The sequence below is a fragment of the Paenibacillus sp. P36 genome (assembly GCF_045866505.1).
Classification (GTDB): Bacteria; Bacillota; Bacilli; order Paenibacillales; family NBRC-103111; genus Paenibacillus_E; species Paenibacillus_E chondroitinus.
On the sequence record NZ_AP038372.1, the window covers coordinates 221,744 to 238,581 of the forward strand.

General features: G+C 48.0%; 16 protein-coding genes and 1 pseudogene. All 17 read left to right on the forward strand.

The genetic code is table 11. The features are described from left to right. Nucleotides 1-28: 28 nt before the first annotated feature. Entirely contained in the window at nt 29-1,168 is a 1,140-nt protein-coding gene (locus ACKTT9_RS00975; protein WP_407870179.1) for a ubiquitin-like domain-containing protein, read from the forward strand. A gap of 116 nt (nt 1,169-1,284) precedes the next feature. Beyond that, entirely contained in the window at nt 1,285-1,827 is a 543-nt protein-coding gene (rnmV, locus tag ACKTT9_RS00980) for a ribonuclease M5 (RefSeq protein WP_157324505.1), read from the forward strand. A 68-nt stretch (nt 1,828-1,895) separates the two neighbouring features. Continuing rightward, on the forward strand, nt 1,896-2,804 hold the full coding sequence (gene rsmA / locus ACKTT9_RS00985) for a 16S rRNA (adenine(1518)-N(6)/adenine(1519)-N(6))-dimethyltransferase RsmA (RefSeq protein ID WP_407870180.1): 909 nt from the start codon (nt 1,896-1,898) through the stop codon (nt 2,802-2,804). 55 nt (nt 2,805-2,859) lie between these two features. Then, complete coding sequence (gene yabG / locus ACKTT9_RS00990) at nt 2,860-3,732, forward strand: sporulation peptidase YabG (protein ID WP_407870181.1); 873 nt, start codon at nt 2,860-2,862, stop codon at nt 3,730-3,732. Between the two features lie 265 nt (nt 3,733-3,997). Continuing rightward, a complete protein-coding gene (gene veg, locus ACKTT9_RS00995) occupies nt 3,998-4,273 on the forward strand; it encodes a biofilm formation stimulator Veg (RefSeq protein WP_028557365.1) in 276 nt (91 codons plus the stop codon). A 154-nt stretch (nt 4,274-4,427) separates the two neighbouring features. Further along, a pseudogene (locus ACKTT9_RS01000) lies at nt 4,428-4,598 on the forward strand (small, acid-soluble spore protein, alpha/beta type); the annotation flags it as partial. 349 nt (nt 4,599-4,947) lie between these two features. Continuing rightward, the gene (gene ispE / locus ACKTT9_RS01005) at nt 4,948-5,802 is read left to right on the forward strand and encodes a 4-(cytidine 5'-diphospho)-2-C-methyl-D-erythritol kinase (protein WP_127457131.1); all 855 of its coding nucleotides are present in this window, start codon (nt 4,948-4,950) and stop codon (nt 5,800-5,802) included. A 271-nt stretch (nt 5,803-6,073) separates the two neighbouring features. Continuing rightward, the gene (gene purR / locus ACKTT9_RS01010; protein WP_407870182.1) at nt 6,074-6,910 is read left to right on the forward strand and encodes a pur operon repressor; all 837 of its coding nucleotides are present in this window, start codon (nt 6,074-6,076) and stop codon (nt 6,908-6,910) included. Nucleotides 6,911-6,914: 4 nt separating this feature from the next. Further along, nucleotides 6,915-7,298: a RidA family protein gene (locus ACKTT9_RS01015; protein WP_127457133.1), complete on the forward strand. Its 384-nt coding sequence runs from the start codon at nt 6,915-6,917 to the stop codon at nt 7,296-7,298. Nucleotides 7,299-7,416: 118 nt separating this feature from the next. Beyond that, nucleotides 7,417-7,701, forward strand: coding sequence for a septation regulator SpoVG (gene spoVG / locus ACKTT9_RS01020; protein WP_028557369.1), 285 nt, complete (start codon nt 7,417-7,419; stop codon nt 7,699-7,701). Nucleotides 7,702-7,839: 138 nt separating this feature from the next. Further along, nucleotides 7,840-9,243 (forward strand): bifunctional UDP-N-acetylglucosamine diphosphorylase/glucosamine-1-phosphate N-acetyltransferase GlmU, encoded by a 1,404-nt coding sequence (glmU, locus tag ACKTT9_RS01025; protein ID WP_407870183.1) that lies wholly within the window; start codon nt 7,840-7,842, stop codon nt 9,241-9,243. A gap of 142 nt (nt 9,244-9,385) precedes the next feature. After that, complete coding sequence (locus ACKTT9_RS01030; protein ID WP_407870184.1) at nt 9,386-10,021, forward strand: 50S ribosomal protein L25; 636 nt, start codon at nt 9,386-9,388, stop codon at nt 10,019-10,021. Between the two features lie 390 nt (nt 10,022-10,411). Then, entirely contained in the window at nt 10,412-10,972 is a 561-nt protein-coding gene (gene pth, locus ACKTT9_RS01035; RefSeq protein WP_127457137.1) for an aminoacyl-tRNA hydrolase, read from the forward strand. A 130-nt stretch (nt 10,973-11,102) separates the two neighbouring features. Next, nucleotides 11,103-11,327 carry an anti-sigma-F factor Fin family protein gene (locus tag ACKTT9_RS01040; protein WP_145669352.1) on the forward strand — a complete coding sequence of 75 codons (225 nt, stop codon included), beginning with the start codon at nt 11,103-11,105 and terminating at the stop codon, nt 11,325-11,327. A 95-nt stretch (nt 11,328-11,422) separates the two neighbouring features. Continuing rightward, entirely contained in the window at nt 11,423-14,950 is a 3,528-nt protein-coding gene (mfd, locus tag ACKTT9_RS01045) for a transcription-repair coupling factor (protein ID WP_407870185.1), read from the forward strand. Then, nucleotides 14,931-16,037 (forward strand): peptidylprolyl isomerase, encoded by a 1,107-nt coding sequence (locus ACKTT9_RS01050; protein ID WP_127457140.1) that lies wholly within the window; start codon nt 14,931-14,933, stop codon nt 16,035-16,037. The genes mfd and ACKTT9_RS01050 overlap by 20 nt, the downstream gene beginning before the upstream one ends. A 250-nt stretch (nt 16,038-16,287) precedes the next feature. Beyond that, nucleotides 16,288-16,830 (forward strand): stage V sporulation protein T, encoded by a 543-nt coding sequence (gene spoVT / locus ACKTT9_RS01055; protein WP_315955951.1) that lies wholly within the window; start codon nt 16,288-16,290, stop codon nt 16,828-16,830. The last annotated feature ends 8 nt before the right edge of the window (nt 16,831-16,838 follow it).

Here is a 16,838-nt window from a genome sequence, read left to right on the forward strand (position 1 = left end):
GGCGAGGCTTTGAAGGAGGACCGAAGAAGTGGGCAGTATCTCTTTTAGCGAGACCCATGTAAAACGATCATCCAGCATGTCCTTCGCATTGCGATGGAAGCATGAAAACTTGCGTTTGATTTTAAGCCTGGCTATAATCTCAATCGCAATGACTTTCATGTTTTTGGTGTTGTTGTACGGTACGGCTACCAAGAGCGTATCCGTGGTTGTGAATGGACAAGAAACCGTTGTGCATACGAAGCAATGGGTCCTGCAACGCCTACTGGATGAACAAGCCATAACGATTGGTGAACACGATGAAATATCTGCAGACCCTACGGCTACAATCAAGGGCGGGGACAAATTCGTCATCGAACACGCTTCTCCAATTCAATTGACTGCTGATGGAAAGACCACCACTGTTTACACAACTGCAAGAACGGTTGAAAGTGCATTGCAACGTTTACATATTGCACTTGGGGAGCACGATAAGCTGACTCCCGAACCGACAGCCTCTTTGGGATCAGGCGATGAAATCAAAATCGTCCGTGTGAAAAAAGAGACGGAAGAAGTAACAGAGCCGATTGCATTCGACACGGAAAAGAAAAATGATGCATCGTTGCTTAAGGGTAAAGAGCAGGTCGTTCAAGAAGGTAAAGAGGGCGTACTTCTGAAAAAGAAAGAGAAGACTTACGAAGATGGCGTATTAGTTGCAGAAGCTGTTGTAGGTCAAGAAGTACAGGAACAAAGCGTTAAAAAAGTTGTGTCCGTTGGCACGAAAAATCCCGTTGTCGTTCTATCGGCATCATCCCCTAGTGTGGATGAGGTTTCTAAGAATGGTGTAACATTCGGGTATAAACAAATCCTCAAGAACGTGAAGCTCACGGCTTATTCAGCGGGAGCGGATTCGACAGGCAAAGCCGAAGGTTCTCCTGGGTATGGGAAGACCTATACAGGAACGACAGTTACTGAGGGCAGAACGATTGCGGTAGATCCGAAAGTTATCCCACTGGGATGGTGGGTTTACATTGAGGGCGTTGGCTTCCGTCGTGCTGAAGACATTGGCAGCGGTGTGAAAGGCCAAATGATCGATGTTTACTTTGAAGATCATGGCTATGCTAATAAATTCGGAACGAAACAAGGATATACGGTCTATGTCGTAGGACCGAAAAAGCCGTCTGAAAATTAACGTGTAAACGTCTGTTTCAGCGGGAACAATGTCAATATACGTTGCCAGGCAAGCAGCCTGGGCGAAAGAAGAGGGAATCCCTCTTCTTTTTCTGCGTACTGGGAAGGGAACCGATTATGATTAAAGAAGTCATCGTCGTTGAAGGCAAAGACGATACGGCCGCTATTCGCCGAGCTGTCGAGGCGGATACGATAGAGACAGGCGGCTCAGCCATCGGGCAAGCCGTATTGAAGCGAATAGCCCTCGCGCAGCAGCGCAGAGGCGTCATTATATTTACGGATCCGGATCACGCAGGTGAGCGGATACGGAAGATTGTGGCAGCCAAGGTACCGGGCTGCAAGCATGCCTTCATCACGCAGGCGCAGGCCGAGTATAAGGGCGACATCGGCGTCGAGAACGCAGCGCCGGAGATTGTCCGTGAGGCGCTCCAGAACCTGCGGACAGAGTACGACGGGGCTGTCTCGCAGCTTACTATGGAGGATCTCATAGCTGCAGGGTTGATCGTTCATCCGGAAGCGGCTTCCCGGAGGCTCGTCGTTGGCAATGCCCTTGGCATCGGCTACTGCAATGGCAAACAATTTTATAAGCGATGTGCGATGTTCCAGATCTCGCGTGAGGAATTTGAGGCAGCCTTGGAGCATCTGGAACCGAAGATATAGGGAAAGTGAAGTAAGGTGTGACAGTGGAATTCAGGATTTAGAACCTATAGATAAATGAGGGCTACATAATGACTATACCCGGCAATGAAGTGATTGTAACAGCGGAAGATGTTGCAACACCCAGTAAAACGAAACAAATTATAAAAAAGCACAATCTTGTGCTCAAAAAGAGTCTGGGTCAGAACTTCCTGATCGACCAGAACATCTTGGGCAAGATCGTTTCGGCTGCGGAGCTTGGGCCTAACAAAGGCGCGCTGGAAGTCGGCCCTGGCATCGGGGCGCTCACCCAGCAGCTGGCCAAGCTCGCAGGGCGCGTCTTGGCCGTGGAGATCGATCAGCGTCTCCTGCCTATTCTAGGCGAGACGCTGGAGCCTTATCCCCACGCGAGTGTCGTGCATGGCGATATTTTGAAGACGGACCTGCCGGAGTTGTTCCGGCAGCATTTTGACGGGCTGGATGGCGTCAGTGTCGTCGCCAATCTGCCCTACTACATCACGACGCCGATCATTATGAAGCTTCTCGAAGAGAAGCTTCCCTTGGAGAACATCGTCGTGATGATTCAAAAAGAGGTGGCCGACCGCATGGCGGCTCGCCCGGGCACCAAAGATTACGGCAGCCTCAGCATTGCCGTACAGTTCCACTGCGAGCCGGAGCTTGTCACGATCGTGCCGCGCACCGTCTTTGTGCCGCAGCCGAACGTTGACTCTGCCGTCATCCGGCTGCGTGTGCGCAAAACCCCGCCGGTCGAGGTGGCGGACGTGGACTTCTTCTTCGCTGTCGTCCAGGCGTCCTTCGTCCAGCGGCGCAAAACCTTGTACAACAACCTCGCGGCGAGGTTCTTTACCAAAGAAAACAAATCGGAGCTGGAAACTCTGCTCCATAGCATCAACATCGAGCCTTCGCGCCGCGGCGAAACGCTCAGCATGGACGAATTCGCGCGCTTGTCGACTGCGCTTCGCACGCACGGCTGTAAATAACCCGCACCAAATGCCCAGCCCCGCCATAGGATAACCCATGGAGGGGATTTGTGCGATGAGGCAAGGTGATTTTGTAACCCGTAAATCCTATGGCGGCGACGTCATGTTTAAGATTGAACGTATCGATCAACTGAAGGCAGTCCTACGCGGCGTCGATTACCGATTGCTTGCGGACGCGCCTCTAGTGGATTTAACATTGAAGAACCTGACAGAGTCGATGGACCACCCCAGGTCGAGTTCGCCTGAATTTCGCGAGTCATTGCGAAGGCTGGCGGTTGCCCAAGTGCAGCTCCAGGAGAAAAACCAACTCTCGGTTGCCCATACGCAGAAAGTGAACGCGGGATATTTTGAAGTCCCGGGTAAAGTGCTGCATTTAGACGGAGATCCGACTTATCTACGCAAGTGCATGCAGCTCTATGGTGAACTTCGTGTGCCCGCTGAGGGCTTCTATGTTCCCGAGCCCCAGATGGCCGACGCGCTCCACCGGCTGCTTCCGCAAATTAAGCCGGATATTGTCGTCATCACAGGGCATGACGGAATACTTAAGCATCGCAAAGCAGCTGGGCCAGGCGGATTGTCCAGCTATAAGAACTCGCAGAACTTCGTGAACGCGGTTCAAATAGCGCGGCAGTATGAACGCAATCGCGACGCGATGATTGTTGTGGCTGGAGCTTGCCAGTCACATTTTGAGGCTTTGCTTCGAGCTGGAGCCAATTTCGCCAGCTCGCCGGCTCGCATACTCATCCATGCGTTAGATCCGCTGTGTATCGCCGCAAAGTTATCCTATACATCCGTGAAGGATACGATTTCGATGTTGGATATTATGGATTTGACGGTGACGGGGCTTGATGGTCTAGGTGGTGTAGAGACACGAGGGAGCTACCGAATGGGTGTTCCCGGCATTCAACATACAGATGAGCATGTGTAAATCTTTGCTCAGTACATGATTTTCTTTCAAGGACACTTGCCTGATGCTTCTCTCTTCGGAGAGGGCAGCAGGAGAGTGTTCTTTTTTTATTGGAAAAGTGTGAATAATTTGCGAACTTTGGAGACAACCTGTACAATGGGGAATTCAGAAATTAGGCGAAAATGCCGTTGACAACTGGATTATGGTGCTGATATAATATTTGACCCTGTTTGACATGCTTGTCAGGATGGGTTATAATTAACAAGGAAAGAGGTGGTAGTTGACAATGGCAAAAAATGCGCTGTTGGAAATCAAACGCAGTTTGGAGCCCCACGTCGGGCAGAAGATCATGTTGAGAGCGAATGGTGGCCGTCGAAAGACAGTCGAACGTTCCGGTGTTTTAGAAGAAACCTACCCTTCTGTGTTTATCGTGAAGCTTGACCAAGAATCACACGCCTTTAAACGAGTGTCATACAGCTACGCCGACATTCTTACCGAATCTGTTGAAGTTACGGTATGTAATGATGATGGTCAGGTTCGTATCACCTATATCCAACATTAAGCTTAATAAGTTTCTATAATGAGCAGACCCTAGGGTCTGTTTTTGCATTTGAATGGTCTTGGTGCGTCTGGGCATACTAACCTTACTTTACGCTTACGCTGCCAGCTTTGTTCGCTCAAAGCTCAGACTAAGCTCAGGAAAAGGAGGTTTTTTGATGAGTCGCAGAAGAGGTGTTATGTCCGAAAGTTTTAAAAATGAGTTGGCGAAAGATCTGGGGTTCTATGATGTCGTTCAGCGCGAGGGTTGGGAAGGAATTCGTACCAAGGATGCCGGGAATATGGTGAAGCGGGCTATTCAGATTGCAGAAGAACAGTTGGCGAAGCAGTATGTAGCCTCAACACCACCGGTTACGCAAACCTCATACGGGCAGAATGGCTATACGCAGCCAAGCTTCTCACAGGCGCCAATGTATAATCAGCGGGTTGTACAGTCTCAACAGCACTATGGACAGCAAACGCAGGCTTTTACACCTTCCTATAGCTCTCAAAACACGTACACCTCGTCTTCGCCTAGCGGTCAGTCACAAGCGGGCTGGAATCCTATGGCATCGGCCACCCAACAAGCGGGGCAAGGCGAACGGCGTCCCTACTACAGCTAAAGCGAATGCTTTAGCTTTTTTTTTGCGCTTTTGTTATAATATTTTAACGGCAAACGAGCAAAAGAAGGTGATCCTGATGAAGATTTTTGAAAAAGCACCGGCTAAAATTAATTTATCCTTAGATGTTTTACATAAAAGACCAGATGGTTATCATGAAGTAGAGATGGTCATGACGATGGTCGACCTGGCTGATCGGATTGAAATGCAGGAGCTTTCGCGGGATACGATCATTATTTCCAGTCAAGCGGGCTATATTCCGTTGGATGAGAAGAACTTGGCCTTTCAGGCTGCGCGGCTTATCAAGGATCGCTATGACGTCAAGCAAGGCGTCTACATTCATTTGGATAAAAAGATTCCCGTGGCTGCAGGACTTGCAGGGGGCAGCAGTGACGCGGCAGCAACGCTTAGGGGTTTGAATCGACTTTGGAATTTAAACATCCCTATGGAGGAGCTGCAGGTGCTTGGCGCTGAGCTTGGATCGGATGTGCCCTTTTGTGTAACGGGAGGGACGGCTGTTGCCAGAGGACGCGGAGAAAAGCTGGAGCCAATCGTCTCGCCGCCGCAATGTTGGGTTGTTTTGGCCAAGCCTCCCATCAATGTGTCCACGTCGGAGATCTACGGCAAGCTGAACGCTCGTGAGATCAAGAATCACCCTTCAACGGAGAATGTCATGAAGGCGATTCGTGAGAAGCAGTTCGATCAGCTCTGCGGCAACCTCGGCAACGTGCTGGAGGAAGTAACGCTCGACCTGTACCCGGAAGTTAGACAATTGAAAGATTGCATGCAGCGTCTCGGCGCAGATGGCGTGTTAATGTCCGGAAGCGGGCCGACAGTGTTCGGCCTTGTCTCCAAGGAAGCGAAAGTTCCCCGTATTTATAATGGGCTTCGAGGATTCTGTAAGGATGTTTATGCGGTGCGGATGTTGACCTAGCATGTGGAGTTGTGTGCGAGGGGCCCGAAGGGGCTCTTTTTTAACGGAGTGGATAAAGGGACAGCGCTTAATCTCCTAGAACGATAAAGCCGTCAGGCTCATGCCTTGGCGGTGCTTTTTTGTGTAAATATTCACCTTACTGAGAGTAATTTTTGCTGTGTTAGTATTATGTTATGTATATGTTAAGTTAATTTTCATGTGAAGCTTGAATAAATACGTATAAAAGTGGTATATTTTCTTTATATTATTCGGATTTTTGGGGGGTAGTGCGATGAAAAAGTTGAAAAGGAGCGCTAGGCTGGTAGAAATGACGCAATACTTGTTATTTCGCCCCCATTCGTTAATTCCTTTAACGACTTTTGCCGAGCGTTACAACTCAGCGAAATCCTCGATCAGTGAGGATTTGGCGATTATTAAAGAGGTTTTTGAAGAAGAAGGACTCGGGGAACTGCAAACGCTTGCGGGTGCAGCCGGCGGCGTGAAGTTCTCACCGAAGGTGCCGAAGGAAACCTCGTTGAAGTTCATTGGGCAGCTCTGTTTGCAGCTGCAGCAGCCTGAACGGATCCTGCCAGGCGGTTACTTATATATGTCCGATATCATGGGGCAGCCCCAGTATTTAAATGAAATTGGCAAAACGTTCGCATCTGCGTTCGCAGGGCGTGATATCGATGTGATTATGACCGTAGAAACGAAAGGCATTCCGCTCGCGTACGCGACGGCTACTTATATGAATCTACCCGTTGTTGTTGTTCGCAGGGATAGTCGGGTAACAGAAGGCTCAGCCGTAAGCATTAACTATGTTTCTGGTTCCAACAAACGTATTCAGACCATGTCGCTTGCAAGACGTGCCTTGAAAGAAGAATCCAAGGTGCTTATCATCGACGATTTCATGCATGTTGGCGGAACGATTCACGGCATGATGGATCTGCTCGCGGAATTCAAAGCCTCAGTCCAAGGGGTTGGCGTCTTCATGGAATCTGTGGAAGTGGAAGAACGTTTAGTGGATCAGTACGTATCACTATCCCGATTGTTTGGCGTCGATTCCAAGACCAAACAAATCACTGTAGAGCCAGGTAATTATTTTGATAGTAAAAAAGGAGACGCGTAAAACGATGGAATTCATCTCAACAACGGCAGCGCCTGCTGCTATCGGACCTTATTCACAAGCCGTGAAGCTCGGTAATTTGCTGTTTACTTCAGGACAAATCCCGCTTGGCTTAGATGGGCAAATCGTACAGGGCGGCATTAAGGAGCAAGCTCATCAAGTGTTTGCGAATTTGAAAGGCGTGTTGGAAGCAGCGGGTACTTCTTTCGATCAAGTTGTGAAAGCGACCGTTTTCCTCAAGGACATGAATCAATTTGCTGAGCTGAATGAGATCTATGGCACCTACTTTGGAGATCACAAACCGGCTAGATCGACTGTCGAAGTGGCTAGATTACCACGTGATGTTTTTGTCGAAATAGAGTTAATTGCTGTGATTCCTGTCGAAATTTAACAGTAACATTAAGATTGTATAAAATTATCGAAAATTTCAAAAAAATAAGAAGGAATTTGCACAACGATGTGGAATATTACACCCAAGTCTCAGAGATGGAAAAAGGTGGTGAACACAAGTGCAAATTACAGATGTAAGGCTCCGCCGGGTCAACTCCGAGGGGAGGATGAAGGCAATTGCTTCCATAACTATCGATAATGAATTCGTAGTACACGACATACGTGTTATCGATGGGAACAACGGTATGTTCGTAGCGATGCCAAGCAAACGAACGCCGGATGGGGAGTTTCGAGATATCGCTCATCCAATTTCTTCTACGACTCGTGAGAAAATTCAAGCTGCGGTATTGGCTGAATATGACCGTGCAGCGGTAGAAGAAGAGGTTATTGAAGAAGGCGCATAATGTCTAATAATTGAGAGGGCCCGTAAGGGCTCTCTTTTCTTTTTGGGGACTTTGATGCTATATTTGGTAAAGAACTGTTAACTACTTCATTTGGGCATAAATCATACAGCTATTTATAATAAAGGGGTTGGATAGTCTTTGAAACTCATGGCGATTGTGTTGGCGGCAGGACAAGGTAAACGAATGAAATCGAAGCTGTATAAGGTGCTTCATCCGGTTGTAGGCAAACCGATGGTAGGGCATGTTGTAGACACTCTTCGGCAAATAGATGTAACAAGAACGATGGTTATCGTAGGATTTGGAGCAGAAGCCGTCCAGAACTATCTTGGAGATCAGGTTGAGTATGCACTCCAGGAGAAGCAATGTGGAACCGGTCATGCAGTCCTGCAAGCGAAGGATTTGCTAGGTGATGAAGACGGAATGACGGTTGTTATTTGCGGAGATACGCCGCTGATCTCAGACGTAACGCTTAAGAATACGATAGAACTTCATCAGCGTTCGGGCGCGTCGGCTACGATCCTCACAGCGAAGCTTGATGAGCCGCAAGGCTATGGCCGTGTGATACGCGGTGAAGATGGCAGAGTTGCGCGAATAGTTGAACAGAAGGACTGTAGCAGTGAGGAAGCGGCTGTTCAGGAGATTAATACTGGGACATATATTTTCGATAACCGGAAGCTCTTCAAGGCGCTGGGCTCTGTTACAAACAACAATGCTCAGAATGAGTATTACTTGACGGATGTCATCGGTATCATGACGAGTGCAGGGGAAACTGTGCAAGGGTACTGCATGGCGGATGCTGCAGAATCTATCGGCGTGAACGACCGTGTTGCGCTTGCGGAAGCGGAGCGTTTGTTCAAAGCGCGCATTAACCGTGAGCATATGCTGAACGGAGTTACGATTATTGATCCTGCCAACACGTACATCGAGAAGGATGTTATGATCGGAGCGGACACTGTTCTGCTGCCAGGTACGATTTTGCGCGGGAAAACCATCATTGGCGAGCAGTGCACGATCGGACCTCAAACCGAGATTATTGATTCTGTTGTGAAGGATGACGTTACGATTAAGCAATCCGTTCTCCAAGAGGCTTATGTGGATAATGAGGCTAGCGTAGGGCCTTTCGCGTATTTGAGACCTGGAGCGGACATCGGGAAGCAAGTGAAGATCGGCGATTTCGTCGAAATCAAGAATGCGAAGCTGGGCGAGGGCACGAAGGTGTCTCACTTAAGCTACGTTGGAGACGCGATTGTAGGCACGAATGTTAACATTGGCTGTGGTGCGATTACGGTTAATTACGATGGGTTTAATAAGAGTTTAACGGAAATTGGGAACGATGCGTTCGTAGGCAGTAATGTGAACTTGATTGCTCCTGTGAAAATCGGCAATGGTGCATACGTTGTCGCAGGTTCGACCATTACCCACGCTGTGAGCGATGGGGATTTAGCTATCGCAAGAGAAAGACAAACGAACAAACCCGGTTATGCGGACAAAATCAAAGGCCGGATGAAAGCGAAGAAAGAAAACAAAGCAAAAAAAGAATAGGAAAACGTTAAATCTCCCTAGCGAGGGGGAATTTGGATGGAATCTCTGAAGGATGGGTACGCTATGAACTAGCTGTTACCCACTTGGCGTCGTTTACGAAAGTAAGTGTGCTGAGCAAAATTCTTAGGAGGTTCTTTTTCTTATGGCATTGTCACTGAAAGCGGAAGCCCGCAAGGACACAACGAAATTCGATATCAAACAACTGCGTGTAAAAGGCAAAGTGCCTGCGGTCGTGTATGGCAAAAAGGTGGCTGCAACGGTGATAACCGTTGACCAGAAGGAATTAGTGGCGCTGCTTCGCAAAAGCCCGCACGCTGTCATTGAGCTGGAGCTGCCGGACGGCGGCAAGCAGCCGGTTATGATCAATGAAATCCAGCGCAACCCGTTGAACCGGGAGCTGCTCCATGTTGACTTCCATCAAATCAACATGGACGAACCAGTCAAAACAGTGGTCACCTTGGAGTTCATCGGGGATGCTGTTGGGGCGAAAGAGGGCGGCATCTTGCAAATTCAATTGCATGAGCTGGAAATCCGCTGCTTGCCGAGTGAGATCCCGGCATCGATCACTGTGGATATTTCGAATGTAGGAATCGGAGAAAATATGCTGGTTAGTGAGCTCAACGTGCCGGGCACGATTGAAGTGAAATCGGATCCGAGCGAGCTTGTACTGACCATCCTGGCGCCTCAGAAAGAGGCTCCTGAGGATGTTGCTGCTCAGGGCAAAGAGGATAAGCCAAGCGAGGTTAGTGAGGAAGCAAAAGAAGAGCAGACTGTATAGATTTAAAGAAGGGTACCCTCGCCGCTGCGCAAAGGGTATCCTTTGTTTTTCCTCTTTCTTCCGTTAATACCCGGGTCGGGAAACTATGAAGTGCGTATTTCTGTTATAAAACGTATTATTAATTTTAATAAAATGCGGGCTGTAAAATTCGATATAGCCTATATCCTTATGCAGATTTTGGTAGTATACTTGGACGGGAATACCGGCATCTATATGATCTTGAAAATGATGATCGCTTGTAAGTTGTTGACCGTTTAGATACATATTCGCTGTTTCACCCGCAATTATGAATTTGATGTTCACTTTAGTAACATATAGGTAAACAATAACCTTAAGATGCAGGTTACGCCAAGGATTTTTTAGTAAAAGGCTAGGAGGATCTGGAAAAAAATGAAATGTTTTATCGGACTGGGTAACCCGGGAAAGCAATATGAGATGAATCGGCATAATGTTGGGTTCATGGCGATAGACCGTTTTGCCGCCAAATGGGGGATAAACTCTTTTCAAAGTAAGGGGAAGGGACATCTGGGAGAGGGAAACGTGAACGGCACGAAAGTATTTCTTTTGAAGCCGATGACGTATATGAATCTGTCAGGTGAGTCGATGAGAGCAATCTTGGACTTTTATAAACTGAAGGTGGAGGATGTCGTCATCATTTATGATGATATGGACACGCCTTTCGGGCAAATCAGGCTCCGTTATCAAGGAAGTGCAGGCGGCCACAATGGGATTAAGTCCATTATTCAGCATGCCGGGACTCAGAGCTTCAACCGCATTCGTGTGGGTGTGAACCGCCCTGCCCCAGGCTATAATATCGCTGATTATGTCTTGGCGAACTTTTCCAAGGAAGAGATGAAGTCGCTGGATCAGGTGCTGGATCTGACCTGCGAAGCGATGTTGTCGAGCTTGGACGAGCCTTTCGAGAAGACGATGGGCAAATTTAATAAATAGGTAAATCGGTTTGTCTCCAAACATCATATGCATGGTCCTTATTCGAAAATGACAATGGTACATTCGGCTAATTTCTCCGGAGAATGGTCATACTAGGATGTAATTGAATCGTCGAAGGAGGCATACATATATGATTAAGTACATTTGCAGGCATTGTCATACCTTTGTTGGGGAAATTAATCAAGCAATTACGGAGCAGCAACTCGGCTTCCATTTCTTGACCCCTGATGAGCGTAGAGATATAATATCGTATAACACGAATGGTGATGTTACGGTTAGGGTTGTTTGCGATTACTGCCGCGAGGCGCTGGAAGCCAATCCAGAGCTGTCGCTGCTGGCCAGTCCATTGCAGTAACATGATGTTTTCGCTGAATTAAAATGATGAAGATGAAGAGTTAATAGCCGAGGCAAGTGTGCCAAGGCTTCTTTTTGTGAGAGGAGTGTACTTGTTTGCAAGCTTTAATACAGGCTTTTTCTGCGGATACCGACTTTCAAACGATCGTGTCAGGCATCAGGTCCGAGATGAAAGAGCAGCTCGTTGCCGGACTTACCGGTTCCTCCAAGCAAGTGATGATCGCAACTCTTGCGCGAGAGCTAACGCGCCCGCTATTCATTGTTACTCATAATATGTTTGCCGCTCAAAAAATAGCGGAGGATTTGCTAGAATGCCTATCATCCGATGATGTTCTGCTCTATCCGTCGCAAGAGCTTCTGACAGCGGAAGAAGCAGCTTCCAGCCCGGAGATGCTGGCACAGCGCATTGATGTGCTCACGAAGCTAGCGGGCGGTTACCGCGGCATTGTAATTGCTCCGTTCGCAGGCGTGCGCAGATTGCTTCCGATTAAGCAAGTGTTCGAAGAATCCCGAATAACCGTTAAAGTCGGGGATACCATTCAACTGGATGAGCTTCTCAGCACCTTGTCGAATTTGGGCTACGAACGTGTGGAGCGGGTGGAGACCAAAGGGGAGATGAGCGTTCGCGGCGGCATTCTGGATTTGTTTCCATTGACGTCGGAAAATGCGATCCGAATTGAACTTTTTGATGTCGATGTGGACTCTATTCGGACTTTTGATGTGAGTGACCAGCGGTCAATAGATAAATTAACGTCGATTACGATTCCGCCATGCCGTGAGATTCAAGCGGATAGAAAGCGATTACAATCTGCTGCCCAGCATGCATATGAACTGCTGCAGGCTCAGCTGGAGAAGATGACCGACCGAACGGCCAAAGACAAGCTGCTTGAAGGGATCGGACATGACATTGAACTGCTCCGTGAAGGGCAGACGTTCCCAGGCATTTATAAATATATTTCTCTTCTATATACGGAAAGACAGACCCTCATAGACTACATGCCTAAGGATGCGGTGCTGATTATCGACGAACCGGCTCGTTTGCTGGAAACCGCGAAGCAGCTTGAGCGCGACGAGGCAGAGTGGATGATGCATGCGCTGACAGAGGGGAAGAGCTTGCCGGCTTTTGTGCTGTCCAAATCTTACGAAACGCTGCTGCACCGCAGACCTTTTCCAACGTTGTATCTCTCTCTATTTCTGCGTCAGGTCGTTGGGATTCAACCGCAAAATATCGTGAACTTCGTCAGTCGCGTGATGCAAAATTTCCACGGGCAGATGAATTTGCTCAAAGCGGAGATGGAGCGTTGGAAGAAAAACGGAGCCAACGTCATTCTCCTTGCCAACGGTGAAGAACGTGCTGAACGGGTGAGGCGTGTTCTGAACGACTACCAGATCGAAGTGCCGGAAATTGTAGATGGGAATCTGCAAACAGGTTTTGAACTGCCTTCAATCCATTTGGTTGTCATTACGGAAGGCGAGATTTTCACACAGAAGCAGCGCAAAGCCCGTAAAGTCGAGAAGAAGCTGGAGAACGCCGAGCGGATCAAAAGCTATCAAGAGCTTAAAATTGGCGATTACGTTGTTCATGTGAACCACGGGATCGGGAAATACGTCGGTATAGGTACGCTCGAAGTGGGCGGTATCCACAAAGATTATTTGCATATCATGTACGCGGGCGGCGATAAGCTGTCTGTGCCGATTGACCAGATTGATCTGATTCAGAAATATGTAGGTTCCGAAGAGAAGGAACCGAAGGTTTATAAGCTTGGCGGAGCCGATTGGGCGAGAGTGAAGAGCAAGGCAAGAGCATCCGTTAAGGATATTGCCGATGAGCTGATTAAACTTTATGCGGAACGACAGGCTACGACAGGTTATGGATTTAGCAAAGACAGCTCCTACCAAAATGAGTTCGAAGCCATGTTCCCCTACGATGAAACAAGGGATCAACTTCGTGCCATCGAAGAAATTAAGAACGACATGGAGAAATCGCGTCCGATGGATCGCTTGCTTTGCGGCGACGTTGGTTACGGGAAGACCGAGGTTGCCGTTCGTGCGGCCTTTAAAGCGGCCATTGACGGGAAGCAGGTTGCGGTCTTGGTGCCGACAACGATTTTGGCGCAGCAGCACTACGAGACATTCCGCGAGCGCTTCTCAGGTTATCCGTTTAATGTGAGAGTGCTCAGCCGTTTCCGCTCGAAGAAAGAGCAGACGGAAGTCATGAAGGGTGTCAAAAAAGGAACGGTTGACGTTGTCATTGGAACACACAGATTGCTGTCACAGGATGTGCAATTCAAGGATCTGGGCCTGCTGATTGTCGATGAGGAGCAGCGGTTTGGCGTGTCCCACAAAGAGAAGCTAAAGCGGCTTAAGACGAACGTCGACGTGTTGACGCTGACAGCAACGCCGATTCCAAGGACGTTGCATATGTCTATGCTCGGCGTTCGGGATTTGTCCGTTATTGAAACGCCGCCGGAAAATCGGTTCCCTGTTCAGACGTACGTGGTCGAGTATGGCCCGACACTGGTTCGGGAAGCGATCGAGCGGGAGTTGGCGCGTGAAGGTCAAGTGTATTACCTTTACAACCGGGTTCAAGGGATTACGCAGATTGCCGATCAAATCTCGATGATGATACCGGATGCCCGTGTTACGGTTGCGCATGGCCAGATGGGCGAGCAGGAACTCGAGAAAACGATTCTTGATTTCTTGGACGGAGAATACGACGTACTTGTCAGTACGAGCATTATCGAGACGGGTGTCGATATTCCGAATGTGAACACGCTTATCGTTCATGATGCGGATAAAATGGGGCTTTCTCAGCTGTATCAGCTGCGCGGGCGCGTAGGGCGATCGAATCGCGTTGCGTATGCTTACTTCACGTATCAGCGGGATAAAGTGCTCACGGAAGTAGCGGAGAAACGGCTTCAAGCGATTAAAGAGTTTACAGAACTTGGCTCAGGCTTTAAAATTGCGATGAGGGATTTGTCGATTCGCGGTGCAGGGAACTTGCTGGGTGCCGAACAGCATGGCTTCATTGCTTCTGTAGGATTCGACCTCTACTCACAGATGTTAGCCGAAGAAATTGCAAAGCTGAAACTAGAAATAGATGGGGAAGCGACCATCCCGGAACCGGAATGGAACACTTCCATCGACATACAATTGGATGCCTATCTGCCATCCGACTACATCTACGACAGCATGCAAAAGATCGAGATTTACAAAAAAGTGGCCGCGATTCGCACGCTGGAAGAAGCGGCAGACCTGCATGATGAGCTCGTGGATCGCTTCGGAGATCTGCCGCAGGCCGTGTTTAACTTGCTGTCAGTGGCTCGCCTGAAAGCATACGGTGCGGAGTACCGAATTGAAACGATTAGCCAAAAAGGGGATGATTACCTAATCAAGGTGCATATTGACCAAAATGGCAGGCTGGATGGACAGAAGCTGCTTAATTTGTCCAAAGGCTTTGATAATCGGATCAAGCTCAATGCAGACCCGCAGTTGCATATTGTTATTCGCTCCAAAGGTATGAAGCCAGAAGCTTCCATCGAGTTGGTGGAGAAGTTCTTGGTACAATATAAGGATGTTCTGAAAACGAAAGGGGAATTAAAGGATGTTGCCAAATCATACTAGCAAACGACTTTTTTCTAAAAAATGGATATTAAGCATGGTGGCATTGCTTGTTGCATTTTCCGTATTAAGTGCTTGTGGAAGCAAAAAGGAGGGTGCAGCAACCGCTTCACCTTCCCCATCTGCAGCAGCAACAGCAACAGGGAATCCAGCTGACGTAATTGCCACTTACAAAGAAGGCGGCAAAATCACACGCGGTGAATTCGATTCTTTCATCAACGTGAACAAAATGTTTTCGCCACAATTGGCGCAATTCATGACAGACCCGGCTTTTCAACAAGATATGTTGAAGCAAATGGTGACTTTCCGCGTATTGTCTGCGAAAGCGGACGATAAAGTAAAAGCAGATGCTGACAAACAAGTCACTGAGCAAATGAAAGCTATCACGGATTACTTCGGTAAACAAGAAGGCGGAATGGACAAGCAGTTGAAAGACAATGGTATCGAGCTGAAAGATATCGAGTCTTTGATGAAAATGAGCTTCTACACAATGGGCAGCATGGAAAGCAAAATCACGGACAAAGCTGTTCAAGATTCCTATAACGAGCAAGCAGCTGCACATGCTTTTGATATCGCAACAGTTAGCCACATTCTGATCTCCTTGAAGGATGCAGCTACTCAGAAAGATCTGCGCACGAAGGATGAAGCTTTGGCAAGAGCGAAAGAAGTTAAAGGCAAATTGGATAGCGGCGGAGATTTCGCGGCTCTAGCGAAAGAGTATTCCGATGATCCAGGTTCCAAAGATGCTGGCGGTACGTACAAAGATGCAGACATCAACCAATGGGTGCCTGAATTTAAAGAAGCGGCAAGCACACTTCCTTTGAACAAAATTTCTGATCCGGTTGAATCCTCTTTTGGTTACCACGTGATGAAAGTGGAATCCAGAAGCACGAAACAGCTAGATGACACGCTTAAAACACAAATCAAATCTCAGCTTGCGGAGAAATCCCTTTCTGAGTTCGCAGAGAAAGAATATCCGAACTTGATTGAAACGAACAACTTGCCTAAACCGGAAGCAAGCCCAGCTCCAGCGGCAAGCCCTGCTGCAAGTCCAGCAGCTAGCCCTGCAGCAAGCCCGGCGGCAAAGTAAGAACTTACCAGGATGTCCGAATATGGACATCCTGTTTTTATTTGTTATTTTTGGACAACATAATCACAGCAGGGTGCAATGCAAAGCTACATAAAGAAAAATTCCTTAGCAGAAGCGACTGCATAGAAGATTGGGAAGTGAAGAATACTATGGATAGAATTCAAGTTCCCACCAAAACCCGATCTAGCATACAAGATTTCATGCTCCTGTCGTATCTAATTCTTGAGCGGAAAGTGAGGCATCTAGAGGTATGAAAGCAACTGGAATTGTCCGTCGGATAGATGATTTAGGGAGAGTTGTTATTCCCAAGGAAATACGACGCACACTGCGAATTCGCGAAGGCGACCCTTTGGAAATTTTCGTTGATCGCGATGGTGAAGTGATTCTGAAGAAATATTCGCCTATTGGAGAGCTCGGTGATTTTGCTAAGGAGTACGCAGAGTCGTTGTTTGAAAGTACGAATCATGTGGCCATGATTTCAGACCGAGACACGATTATTGCTATGGCAGGTGGGTCCAAAAAGGATTTCTTAGAAAAATCAGTGGGGTCAATTATTGAATCCTGTATGGAAAACCGCAAACCGATTTTGGAGAGCAACTCCGGGCAGTTTGAGATTATTAAGGATATGAATGAGACGTTCTCTTCTTTCGTCGCTGCACCGATTGTGGCTGGTGGCGATCCAATTGGCTCCGTTATTCTGATCTCGAAAGACGAGAGTGTAAAAATGGGGAATATGGAAGTGAAGATGGTAGAAACAGCGGCTGGCTTTCTGGCGAAACAGATGGAACAATAGAGAAAATC

Coding starts and splice junctions, on each gene's coding strand:
- ACKTT9_RS01030 (WP_407870184.1), top strand. CDS start 9,386: ATGGCATTGTCACTGAAAGCGGAAGCCCGCAAGGACACAACGAAATTC.
- ACKTT9_RS01015 (WP_127457133.1), top strand. CDS start 6,915: ATGGAATTCATCTCAACAACGGCAGCGCCTGCTGCTATCGGACCTTAT.
- yabG (WP_407870181.1), top strand. CDS start 2,860: ATGAGGCAAGGTGATTTTGTAACCCGTAAATCCTATGGCGGCGACGTC.
- spoVT (WP_315955951.1), top strand. CDS start 16,288: ATGAAAGCAACTGGAATTGTCCGTCGGATAGATGATTTAGGGAGAGTT.
- purR (WP_407870182.1), top strand. CDS start 6,074: ATGAAAAAGTTGAAAAGGAGCGCTAGGCTGGTAGAAATGACGCAATAC.
- rnmV (WP_157324505.1), top strand. CDS start 1,285: ATGATTAAAGAAGTCATCGTCGTTGAAGGCAAAGACGATACGGCCGCT.
- rsmA (WP_407870180.1), top strand. CDS start 1,896: ATGACTATACCCGGCAATGAAGTGATTGTAACAGCGGAAGATGTTGCA.
- pth (WP_127457137.1), top strand. CDS start 10,412: ATGAAATGTTTTATCGGACTGGGTAACCCGGGAAAGCAATATGAGATG.
- ACKTT9_RS01040 (WP_145669352.1), top strand. CDS start 11,103: ATGATTAAGTACATTTGCAGGCATTGTCATACCTTTGTTGGGGAAATT.
- veg (WP_028557365.1), top strand. CDS start 3,998: ATGGCAAAAAATGCGCTGTTGGAAATCAAACGCAGTTTGGAGCCCCAC.
- ACKTT9_RS01050 (WP_127457140.1), top strand. CDS start 14,931: ATGTTGCCAAATCATACTAGCAAACGACTTTTTTCTAAAAAATGGATA.
- ispE (WP_127457131.1), top strand. CDS start 4,948: ATGAAGATTTTTGAAAAAGCACCGGCTAAAATTAATTTATCCTTAGAT.